This window comes from Streptomyces sp. DSM 106670 (assembly GCF_055792845.1).
In genome coordinates, this window is record NZ_CM147704.1 from 3,888,440 (window position 1) to 3,899,025 (window position 10,586).

Annotated in this window: 9 protein-coding genes; 6 read left to right on the forward strand and 3 right to left on the reverse strand. The window is 72.3% G+C overall.

Translation table 11 applies throughout. The annotated features are described in order from the left end of the window. Positions 1-121: 121 nt before the first annotated feature. Positions 122-1,303, reverse strand: a complete 1,182-nt coding sequence (locus tag ACSMXR_RS17265; protein WP_473172392.1) for an aminotransferase class V-fold PLP-dependent enzyme — start codon at positions 1,301-1,303, stop codon at positions 122-124. A 52-nt stretch (positions 1,304-1,355) separates the two neighbouring features. Here ACSMXR_RS17265 and ACSMXR_RS17270 point away from each other — a divergent pair, with 52 nt between their 5' ends. Beyond that, a complete protein-coding gene (locus ACSMXR_RS17270) occupies positions 1,356-2,774 on the forward strand; it encodes an aminotransferase-like domain-containing protein (protein WP_473172266.1) in 1,419 nt (472 codons plus the stop codon). Positions 2,775-2,905: 131 nt separating this feature from the next. Here the strand turns inward: ACSMXR_RS17270 and ACSMXR_RS17275 are convergent, their stop codons facing one another. Continuing rightward, positions 2,906-3,505: a TetR-like C-terminal domain-containing protein gene (locus tag ACSMXR_RS17275; protein ID WP_473172267.1), complete on the reverse strand. Its 600-nt coding sequence runs from the start codon at positions 3,503-3,505 to the stop codon at positions 2,906-2,908. A 120-nt stretch (positions 3,506-3,625) separates the two neighbouring features. On the opposite strand from ACSMXR_RS17275, the gene ACSMXR_RS17280 reads away from it, so the two are divergent. Further along, positions 3,626-4,966: an alpha/beta fold hydrolase gene (locus tag ACSMXR_RS17280; RefSeq protein WP_473172268.1), complete on the forward strand. Its 1,341-nt coding sequence runs from the start codon at positions 3,626-3,628 to the stop codon at positions 4,964-4,966. Positions 4,967-4,989: 23 nt separating this feature from the next. Here the strand turns inward: ACSMXR_RS17280 and ACSMXR_RS17285 are convergent, their stop codons facing one another. Beyond that, on the reverse strand, positions 4,990-5,547 hold the full coding sequence (locus tag ACSMXR_RS17285; RefSeq protein ID WP_381907593.1) for a hypothetical protein: 558 nt from the start codon (positions 5,545-5,547) through the stop codon (positions 4,990-4,992). Between the two features lie 169 nt (positions 5,548-5,716). Between ACSMXR_RS17285 and ACSMXR_RS17290 the strand changes: the two genes are divergently transcribed. The 4 genes from ACSMXR_RS17290 (at position 5,717) to ACSMXR_RS17305 (ending at position 10,584) form a co-directional block, all read left to right on the forward strand. Next, on the forward strand, positions 5,717-6,301 hold the full coding sequence (locus ACSMXR_RS17290) for a TetR/AcrR family transcriptional regulator (RefSeq protein WP_218525748.1): 585 nt from the start codon (positions 5,717-5,719) through the stop codon (positions 6,299-6,301). A gap of 379 nt (positions 6,302-6,680) precedes the next feature. Beyond that, entirely contained in the window at positions 6,681-8,516 is a 1,836-nt protein-coding gene (locus ACSMXR_RS17295; RefSeq protein ID WP_473172269.1) for a lysyl oxidase family protein, read from the forward strand. Positions 8,517-8,946: 430 nt separating this feature from the next. After that, entirely contained in the window at positions 8,947-9,657 is a 711-nt protein-coding gene (locus ACSMXR_RS17300; protein WP_473172270.1) for a Crp/Fnr family transcriptional regulator, read from the forward strand. A 96-nt stretch (positions 9,658-9,753) separates the two neighbouring features. Beyond that, the gene (locus tag ACSMXR_RS17305) at positions 9,754-10,584 is read left to right on the forward strand and encodes a hypothetical protein (protein ID WP_473172271.1); all 831 of its coding nucleotides are present in this window, start codon (positions 9,754-9,756) and stop codon (positions 10,582-10,584) included. The last annotated feature ends 2 nt before the right edge of the window (positions 10,585-10,586 follow it).

A 10,586-nucleotide genomic window follows, 5' to 3' on the forward strand; every position in this document is an offset into this window, starting at 1 on the left:
GGCCTGCACGGCTCTCCGGCGCTGCCCTCACCCGCCCCAAAAGATCATGTCCCCGCCCGGAAAGACCATGTCGGGCACCGGACCTCCCCGAACCCCGCGCTGACGGCCTCCGTCCCGGTCATCAGCGCCCCCGGCCCACGAGGTCCGCGACCGCGGCGGCGACGTGGTCCACCTCCTCCTCGGTGTTGTAGTAGTGCGGCGACAGGCGCAGGCACCATTCGACGTCCTTGTCCGTGAAGTCGAACTGCGCGAACTCGCGGAAGCTGAGGGCCGAGTTGATGCCGCGGGCGTCCATGGCCTCCTTGAACGGGTGCGGCTGCCAGCCCTCCACGCCGAAGGTGACCAGCGCGGCGAGGCGCGGGCCGCGGTCGAGTACGCGTACCCCGGGCAGGAGGCGGAGCCGGTCGCGGAGGCGGGCCGCAAGGGCCGGGGTGCGCTGTTCGATGGCCTCGATGCCGACCTTGCGGGCGTAGCGCGTCGCGGCTGCGCTGCCGAGCACCGTGGCGTAGGGGAACTCCCACTCCTCGAACCGGGCCGCCGTCCCGACCGGCTCGTAGTCGCCCGGCGCGGTCCAGCGGGCGCCGTGCATGTCGATGAACAGCGGTTCGTAGCCGGCGCGCAGGACGCGATCGGAGACGTACAGGAATCCGGATCCGCGGGGGCCGCGGATGAACTTGCGGCAGGTGGCGGTGAGCAGGTCGCAGCCGATCTCCTCCACGTCGATGACGAACTGGCCCACCGACTGGCAGGCGTCGACCAGGTAGAGCAGGTCCAGTTCGCGGCAGTGGCGGCCGATTTCGGCGACCGGCGAGACCAGGCCCGAGTTGGTCGGGACATGGGTGGCGGACACCAGGCGCGGGCGGAGGCTCCGCATCAGCGCGGCCATCGCCTCCACATCGACCCCGCCCTCGGGTGCGTCGGGCGCGTGGACGATGCGTACGCCGAAGCGCTTGCGCAGGGACAGGAAGGCGATCTGGTTGGAGATGAAGTCGTCGCGGGTGGTGAGGATGACGTCGTCGGCCTCGAACGGGATCGACGACAGGGCGTTGGCGTAGGCGTGGGTGGCGCTGCCCGCGAAGGCGATGTTGTCGGGCGTGGTGTTGATGAGGGCGGCGATCTCCGCGTAGAACGCACGGACTTCGCCGGCCCGGGCGGCCGACGCCTCGTAGCCGCCGATGCGTGCTTCGAGGTTCAGATGGCCGACCATCGCGTCGAGGACCGGGGCGGCCAGCAGTCCGCAGCCCGCGTTGTTGAAGTGGATGACCTGTCGACAGCCCGGGGTGTCCGACCGCAGGGCGGCCACGTCCAAGTGAAGTGCTTCCGGGGCGGGTTCGGTAGCGCTATTCTTGTTCCTCATGAATGACGGTAGCACTTCTGGGGAGTTGGCCGACAGCATCCGTACGCTGCTCTCCCGGCTTTCGCCCGGCGACCGGCTGCCGAGCAGCCGGGAGCTGATCAAGGAGTACCGCGTCGGCCCCGCGACCGTGGCGCGGGCCATCGCCGCGCTGGCCGCCGAGGGCGCGGTGGTGACCCGCCCCGGCAGCGGTACGTACGTGGCGCAGCGCACCCGGCCCCGCGACGAGGTCACTGCCGCCGACACGGCCTGGCAGACCGTCGCCCTCACCGACCGGGCCGTCGACACCCGCCTGATCGCCGAACCGCTCGGACCGCCGCCGGCCGGGACGATCGCCCTGGACGGCGGTTACGTGCACCGCTCCCTCCAGCCCACCCGGGCCCTGAGCGCGGCCCTGGCACGGGCGGCACGCCGGCCGGACGCCTGGGACCGCGCCCCGGTCGGCGGCCTGACGGCGCTGCGTACCGTGTTCGCCCGGATCGTCGGCGGCAGCGTGACAGCGGAGGACGTGCTGGTCACCGCGGGCGGGCAGAGCGCCCTGTCGATCGCGTTCCGGGCCGTCGCCGGGCCGGGCAGCCCGGTTCTGGTGGAGTCGCCCACCTATCCGCGGGCCCTGGCCGCCGCCCGCGCCGCAGGGCTGCGGCCGGTGCCGGTGCCGCTCGACGCCGACGGCGTACGGCCCGACCTGCTGGCCGACGCGTTCGCGATGACCGGCGCACGGCTGCTGTACTGCCAGCCGACGTACCAGAATCCGACCGGCACCGTGCTGGCCCCCGAACGGCGCAGCCAGATCCTCGATGTGGCGCGCGCTTCGGGCGCGTTCGTGATCGAGGACGATTTCGCGCGGCACCTGGGACACGGCGGACCGGTGCCCCCACCGCTGGTCGCCGACGACCCCGACGGCACGGTCGTCCACGTGACCTCACTCACCAAGCCCGCGGCGCCGAGCCTGCGGATCGGGGCGCTGGTGGCTCGCGGGCCGGTGATGGAGCGGATGCGGGCGGTGCGCCTGGTCGACGACTTCTTCGTCACCCGCCCGCTGCAGGAGGCCGCACTGGAGGTGCTCAGCTCGCCGTCCTGGGACCGGCACGTCCGGTCTCTCGGCGTGGCACTCCGGGAGCGGTGTGCCACGCTGGCCGCCGCGCTCGCCCGGGAAGTGCCCGGTGTGGCCTTGAACGCCGTGCCCGCGGGCGGGCTCCACCTGTGGGTCCGCCTGCCGGCCGGCGTGGACGACACCGTACTGACGAGCGCCGCGCGGCAACGCGGCGTCGCCGTGAGCGCCGGCAGCCGCTACTTCGCCACCGAGCCGACGGCGGCCCACCTGCGTATCGGGTTCGCCGCCGCCGACCACACCGAGCTGACCGAGGGTGCGCGTCGGCTGGGGGCCGCGCTCGCGGATCTCGGCCCCGGGCAGGGGTGAGACGAGGTGAGGTGAGGTGAGGCTCGGGGGAAGTGTCGGTCTCTGCGCGCCGGTTCGCATCCTCCGCCCTCGCTTCCCGTGCGGGCGGCCGCAGGCCGCGCAGCCGTCCGCCGGCCGTCCACCCCTGCCGTTCAGGAGTTCGCGGCGGACCCCGGACGCGGCGCCCAGCCGCGCAGCGTGGCGAGGATCGTCGACCGGAAGGCGCTGTCGGCCGTGCGGGCGTCGAAGGCTCCGGCGAGTTCGAGGGTCACCAGCCCGTGCAGGGACACCCAGATCGAGACGGCGATCTCCGCCGCTCCGCCGTCGAGGGCGGACTGTGCCACCGCGCGATCGATCGCCGAGACGAGCGGCGCGACCGGGTCACCGGCTCCGACCGGCCCTGACGGGTCGAAGGACTGCGCTCCGCCGAACAGCACCGCGTAGAGGTGGCTGTGCTCGCCGCCCCATCGCCGGTACGCGACGGCCAGCGCGTAGATGTCGGTGAGGGGATCCACCGAGGCCGGCACCGCGGTCAGGGTCCGGAAGAGACCGGCCACGGCTCGGTCGCGGACCGCTCCGATCAGGCCTTCCTTGCCGCCGAACAGGGAGTACACCGCCGCCGTCGACGTCTCGGCGGCCGTGGCCACGGCGCGGACGGTGACCGACTCCTGCGGGCGGGTGGCCAGCAGCTCGGTCGCGCACTCCACGAGTCGCTCCCTGACGGTCGCGTCGTTCGTCCTCGGCCTACCCACGACGCCTACTCATCACAACCACCCATCACGACCACCCATCACAAACTGCCCACGACGAGCAGCCTACCTCCTCTGATAACGTCGTTTTGAAACAGCGTTTGGAAACTTCGGAGGTTCGTCGTGCCCACGTCCGTCATACGTCTCGCCCATTCCACCGGCCGCTTACTGCAGGCCCTGGCCGCCGTCGTGACGCTGGTCGTCGTCTTTCTCGTGGCGCTCGTCCTCACGGACGGGGCGGGCTCGGGGCTCGGCGCCTGGCTGATGGCCCTCGGAGCCGGGACCGCCGTCGCCCTGTGGCGGGGCCGGCGTCGCACCCGGGCGGGGGCGGCGCGGCTCGTGCCGTTCGTACCGGTGGCCGTCGCGGCGGCGCTGACGGCGTCGGTCTGCGTCCCGACCGCGCCCACGGCCCGGCAACTCCCGCCCGACCTGCCGTTCGTGGCCACGCAGCACTGGGGCCTGGCCACCGGCAGCCGGGTCGCGGTGTACCACTACCCGCCCACGAACACCGGCCCCCGGCGCCCCGTACCGCTCGTCTATCTCCACGGCGGGCCGGTCCGCGGCATCTCGGTGCTCGACCACCGGTTCCTGCGGCTCCTGGCGGGCCGGGGCCACGACGTCTACGCCTACGAACAGGCGGGCGGCGGACGGAGCGGCCTGCTCCCCATGGGGCAGTACACGATCTCCCGATCGGTACGTGACCTCGCCGCCTTCGTCGACCGACTGGACCGGGGCCGGGTCGACGTCCTCGGGTTCTCCTCGGGCGGGGCCGTGCTCACGCGAGCCTTGGCCGACCCGCGTACCGCCGCACGCCTGAACCGGGCGGTCATCGCCGAGCCGGGACCGATGGACGGCCCCACCGCCCGTATCGCCGGGCACAAGGGCCGGCCGTCCGCACGCGGCCTCGCGCCGGCGCTGACCGGACCGCGGTCGACCCACATCCCGCGGTACGCCGTCGCGTTCGGCCTCATGCGGCTCGGGCTCCTCACCCCGGACACCGGGCTGATCGGGCAGGCCGAGGGCGCCAACGCGTTCACCGCCGCCGACCTGGGCGGCGACACCGCGGCCGGCTACTGCGCGCGCGACGCGCACCGCATCCCGGCCGAGGACACGGCGGAGAACTTCTCCTTCAACGCCGCCGCCAGCCTCCGCGTCCAGCAGACGATCAAGGACTCGCCCTCCGTCGCCCCGGGACTGCGGCGCTCCCGGACCCCGGCGATGCTGATGATCGCCGAGTGCTCCTCCCAGGTCCGCCAGTGGGCGACAGCCGTCCTCGCCGGCGCCCCCGCCGTCCGGCGCACGCAGTACATGCCCGGGGTCGGACACCACATGTGGAACGGGCTCGACGACAATGACGACCGGGCCGCCGCCGTCATCACCGCGTTCCTCCAGGACGAGCCCGCACCCCTGCCGGACCACCCGACCCGCGAGGAGATCCCCGCGTTCCTGCGCGACCACCGGTGAGGGGGCGCGAACCGGGCGGTACGTCACACCCGGCGCGCGCGGCCCAGGCGGAGGGCCGAGACCAGGAAGAAGACGCCGCCGAGGAACGCGTAACCGGCCAGGCTGGTCAGGGAGGCGCCGTCCTTGCCCGCCTGGGCGATGAACGAGGCTCCGGCGAGCGTGGAGATGCCGCCGCTGGCGATCATCGCCCACTGGCCGCCGAGTTGACGCCGGGCGGCGCCGACGACGAGCTGGACGATGCCCGCGGTGACCGCCCAGGCGCCCCAGATCCGCAGGACCGCGGGGATGCCGGAGGTGGCGGCGACGGCGAGGCCGATGCCGGTGAGGGCGCTGAGCGCGATGTTCACGTACAGGGCGCGCACCGGTCGGCCGTTCGCCCGGGCGGACCGGATGTCGACGACCGCGCAGGCCACGTCGAACAGGGGATAGATCACCAGCAGCGTGGCGGTGAGCGCACCCAGCGTGTCGGCGGTCGCGAACAGCAGGGCGGCCCACACGGCGGCGAAGGCGAAGCGCAGGAAGTACAGCTTGCGCAGGGCGGTGGGAACGCTGACGGGAGCGGTACCGACGAGGGTGTCCATGAAGGTTCCTTTCAGGAGGACCGCGTGGCTATCGGCCGGGCGGTCGGCCGGGCACCGGAGGCACTCCACTCAACGAGGGAGAACGTTCGGTCTCGCTCTCCATTCAAGGGAACGGGGTCGCCCCTGTCAAGACCGAACGTTCTCCCTCACAGTGCGGTAATCTGGCCGCATGAGTGAGGGCACGGGAAGGGCCAGTACGTCGGCGGCGCGGGCGCGGCTGCTCGACACGGCGACCAGAATCTTCTACGCGGAGGGCATCCACTCCGTCGGCGTCGACCGGATCATCGCGGAGGCGCAGGTCACCCGCGCCACGCTGTACCGCCACTTCACCGGCAAGGAAGAGCTCGTCCTCGCCTACCTCGACCAGGCCGACCGGGGCATCCGGGCGGGCATCGAGGCCGCGCGGGCGGGCGAGCCGTCGGCGGCCGACGCGGTCCGGGCGATCGGCAGGTTCATCACCGGAGGCATCCAGAGCCCCGGCTTCCGCGGCTGCGCCTTCCTCAACGCGGCGGCCGAATACCCCGACCCCGCCCACCCCATCCACCAGGCCGTCCTGGCCCACCGCCGGTGGTTCCTGGAGACCGTCACCGAACTACTGGCACAGGTCGGCGACGAGCCCGCCGAGGGAGCGGGCCGGCACCTCGTCATGCTCCGCGACGGCGCCATGGCCGCGGGCTGCCTCTCCGACCCGAAGCCGATCGCCGAGACCTTCCTCCTGGGCGTCGAGGGAATCCTGCGGGCGCGCGGGGCCTGAGGGCCACCCCAAGGCCCCGGGTCACCGGGAGCGCGGCGCCCCGGCGACGTACGGAACGAGCCGGTCCATCGCTCGCCCCCCCTGGCCGAAAAGCGTGCGATCAGCGTGCGGTTACGGCGTCCGGAAGAGCCGTCACGCTGTGGCCGCGCCGAGGATTCCGGGGGCCGCGCGGTGCTTCCGAAGGGGTTTCGGTGGGCTTCCGGGGCTCTGCGTATGACATGAGTTTTCGGACAACCCTGCGCCAGTCGGGGGACGGGAGACAACCCGAGCCACCCCGCGCCGCCTCTCACAGGCCGGACACAGCGTCGCCACAGGTGAGTTGGGGCCGTGCTGATCGTCCACGTTCCATCACGCACTCGGAAGTCCGGAAGTACGAGGAATGATGACCAGATCACAGCAGGGCCGCACACACCGCCTGACCCGTCCGTCGATCGCCATCGCCGCGGCCGTCGCCGTGACGGCGGGCGTCGTCGCCGCCGCGCCCGACGCGAAGACGGCGGAGCCGACGCCGAAGCTCGGCCTCGTCGCCGCGTCCACCTCGGTGACGCTCGACTCGTGGAAGGAGGATCCCGGCGTCTATCTGGACCTCGGGACGTATCTCACCTCCGAGAACGGCGCCTTCGAGCTCAAGGTGACCCGTAAGTCCTACAAGGACCCGGTGGTCGCGCAGCAGATTCTCCGGAACGGGAAGAAGACCACGACCAAGGCGCTTCCCGCCGGGCTGGTGAAGGACTTCTCCGGGCTGCCGGGCTTCGCGAAGATCGCGATCACCGACGCGGCGGGCAAGACCGTGCTCAGCAAGACCGAGGCCTTCTGCCCGAACAACGCCTCCGGGCGGATCCGGCCGGACGCCCCCGCCAACTCGAAGTATCCGCAGAGCTGTCCGGTGAACCCCTTCACCCTCGGCTCGGTGTGGGGCGTCGAGAACGGCTGGGCCTCCAACACCTACGCCGGGTACTACTCCGACCCGGTCCAGCTGGCCGCCGGTACCTACACCGCCAAGATCTCGGTGACGAAGAAGTACCGCGACCTGTTCGGTATCGCCAACAAGCCGCAGACCGTCAAGGTCGTGGTGCGCGAGCGCAGTTGGGAGGACGAGGGCGAGGGCGGCGGCGAGGGCCTGGCCGCCGAGCCTCGTAGCGCGGCACCGAAGTCCGGTGCCTCCGCGGCCTCCGCCTCCGGGCACGAAGGACACGGCGGGCACGGTGGGCACGCAGGGCACGGGCAGGTCGCCGACGCGCCCGCCGCGCCCTCCGCCCACGCCGGGCACGGCGCTCCCGCCCGTCCCGAGGCGCCCGCCACCCGGACGACCGGCGCCGCCCCCACGTTCAACGTCGGCCACGGCCCCTACCCGCCGGCCCCGCCCGCCCTGCCCTGGGCGCTGAAGAAGGAGTCGCTCCAGCGGCAGGCCTTCTCGGCCGCCAAGGTCGGCGACCGCGCCGGGCAGACCGACGGGTCGCGCCAGGCGCCCGGCGCGACGCCCAACGCCAAGCGGCCCACCGGCAAGGCGACCGTGCCCGACGTGCCCAAGCCGGACCTGCGCTCGCTGCCCGCGTACGGCATCACCGTCAGCGACGGTTACGAGGACGTGCCCGGCAAGGACTACCTCGCCTTCAGCGCCAACGTGTGGAACGCGGGCCCGGCCAAGCTCGTCGTGGACGGCTTCCGCTCCCCGGGCAAGGAGCTGATGGACGCGTACCAGTACTTCTACGACGCCGACGGCAAGCAGGTCGGCTACACCCCGACCGGCACCATGGAGTGGGACCCGCGCCCCGGCCACGAGCACTGGCACTTCACGGACTTCGCCAGCTACCGGCTGCTGAAGGCCGACAAGAAGGAGACCGTGCGCAGCGGCAAGGAGGCGTTCTGCCTGGCCAACACCGACGCGGTCGACTACACGGTGAAGAACGCCAACTGGCACCCGGACAACACCGATCTGTCCACCGCGTGCGGCCAGGAGAACTCGATCTCCGTCCGCGAGGTGCTCGACGTGGGCTCCGGTGACACCTACACCCAGGACCTGCCCGGCCAGTCCTTCGACATCACGGACCTGCCGAACGGCACGTACTACATCCAGGTCCTCGCCAACCCGGAGAACCGGCTCAAGGAGACCAACCACAACAACAACAGCGCCCTGCGCAAGGTCGTCCTCGGCGGCAAGAAGGGCGCCCGTACGGTGAAGGTTCCGGCCCACCACCTGGTCGACGCCAACTGACGTTCCTGTCACGAGCGTTGATCCGCGTATCGACGTACGTTCCACCGGCCCCGGGAAGGCTTTCGTCCACCTCCCCGGGGCCGGTGGCATGCGGGGAGCCAAACCCGAGTTCTCGCCAAGTCGCCCGTGCACCCGTAACCCCGGCCCCGTATCGGCGTGTCGCCACCGCCGTACCGCCGCCCCTCCACGATCTCCCCCGGTCAGGGACGCGGCCGGGAGGGGGCGCGGGCCGTGGTGTGCTGTGGAGGGTTTCCTTCCGCTATGCCCCTACGGGGAAGGGGTGTTTGGCGGGCACCGCCGCGACCAGGCAAGGCATCGGTTACCCATGCGTAGTGCATGTGTGGCGCAATTCACTCCTCTCAGGGGGTGGCTCTGGAAGCATCTACGCCAACGAGATCGGGCCATACATACCGCCGCGGGGGGAGTGGCCATGGGGCTGCTCGGCGATGAGCTGGCGTTCGGGCGGGCGCTGACCGCCCCGGAGTACGAGAGCGTCATGGCCCTGGGCCACCGCAAGGAGTACCCGGCCGACGCCCCGCTCCTGACCGAGGGCGACCGGACCGGCCATGTGGTCATCATGATCCGCGGCTGGGCGACCGTCTCCCGCACCACCGACCGGGGCGCCACCCGGCTGATACTGGGACTCCGCGGTCCGGGCGAACTGCTGGGCGAAATGGCCGCGTTGGACAATCATCCGCGCAGCGCCACCGTCCGGGCCCTCGGGACCGTCGAGGCGACCGTGATCGGCGGCGACGCGTTCCGCCGGTTCCTCGCCACCCATCCCCGGGTCAGCGGGCTGGTGATCCGGCAGCTGACCTTCCGGCTGCGCAGCGCCGACCAGGAGCGCTCCGCCCTCGCCTCGCTGACCGTCCTCCAGCGTCTGGCGAGCCGGCTCACCGAACTCTCCGGGGCCACCGCCCCGGGCCCCTACGCGCCGACCGTGCCGGGCCCCGGTCCCAGCGGCACCGTCGTCCACCTCGCCCAGGACGAACTGGCCGCCACCGTCGGGGCGACCCGGGAAGCGGTCGCCAAGGCACTGCGGCTGCTGCGCACCCAGAACATCGTGCGCACCGGCACCCGCATGGTGCAGATCCTCGACCCCGAACTCCTCGCCCTCCTCGCGGAGGGACACCGGGAGTAAAAGCTCTGCCCCGCCGTGTGTAAACGGCTACAGACGGCCTACGTCCCGGGCCGGAAGCTGTACGGGACGGCAAGCGGAGAGAGAGCGGAGCACGGGGTGGAACACGGGGTGGCGCACGAGGCGTTCGATGCCGGTGAGGCACGCTACGAGCTGGTCGTCAGCGTGGACGCCAGACGTTCCGGGCAGTACAACGACGCGGAGAAGCCGCGGATGCGGCAGCGGATCTACCGGGTCCTGGAGTCCGCGCTCGCCCAGGCCGGGGTGGTCCGGGACGCCGTCCACCTGGAGGACCGCGGGGACGGCGTGCTGATGTCGGTCCCCGGCCGGATCGCGGTGTCGCGGCTGCTCGGCCTGTGGATGGTGGAGGTCCACGAGAACCTCCGGGAGGAGAACGGCTCCCTGCTCGTGCCGCTCGGGCTGCGGGTGGCGATGCACGTCGGTCCCGTACGTCACGACAGCCGGGGCATCAGCGGGCGCGCGGTCGACCTGACGTGCCGGCTCGCCGACTCCTCCGTGGCCCGGGAGCTGCTGGACCGCGAACGGGCCGATCTGATCCTCGCCGTCTCCGACTCCCTCTACGCCGATGTGGTGCAGGCCGGGGGCAAGTTCATCGATCCCGCGCGCTTCGCCCCGGCGCGGCTCGCCCTGAAGGAGGGCGCCGTCACCGCCTGGTTCCACCTGCCGGGACGGCCCGCGCCGGACACCGGGTCGATCGGTCGCGCTGCCGTCTCCTCTGCGGAGCCCCCGCGTGGGTCCGTGGACGGCAGTGATGTGGACGGCGAGGAAGGGGGCGGCGAGGACGACGAGGACGGCGACGCGTCCGTCCGGTACACCGCGCGGGGCGACCTCTCCGTGCACCGGCACAACGTCTACCAGCAGCCCGTGCACATCGGCCGCGTCACCGACGCCGGCCGCCGGAAGGACTGAGC

Bases quoted from the DNA above. Each gene is read 5' to 3' on its own strand.
- ACSMXR_RS17290 (WP_218525748.1), top strand. From the start codon at position 5,717: ATGAGTGAGGGCACGGGAAGGGCCAGTACGTCGGCGGCGCGGGCGCGG.
- ACSMXR_RS17295 (WP_473172269.1), top strand. From the start codon at position 6,681: ATGATGACCAGATCACAGCAGGGCCGCACACACCGCCTGACCCGTCCG.
- ACSMXR_RS17300 (WP_473172270.1), top strand. From the start codon at position 8,947: ATGGGGCTGCTCGGCGATGAGCTGGCGTTCGGGCGGGCGCTGACCGCC.
- ACSMXR_RS17285 (WP_381907593.1), bottom strand. From the start codon at position 5,547: ATGGACACCCTCGTCGGTACCGCTCCCGTCAGCGTTCCCACCGCCCTG.
- ACSMXR_RS17270 (WP_473172266.1), top strand. From the start codon at position 1,356: ATGAATGACGGTAGCACTTCTGGGGAGTTGGCCGACAGCATCCGTACG.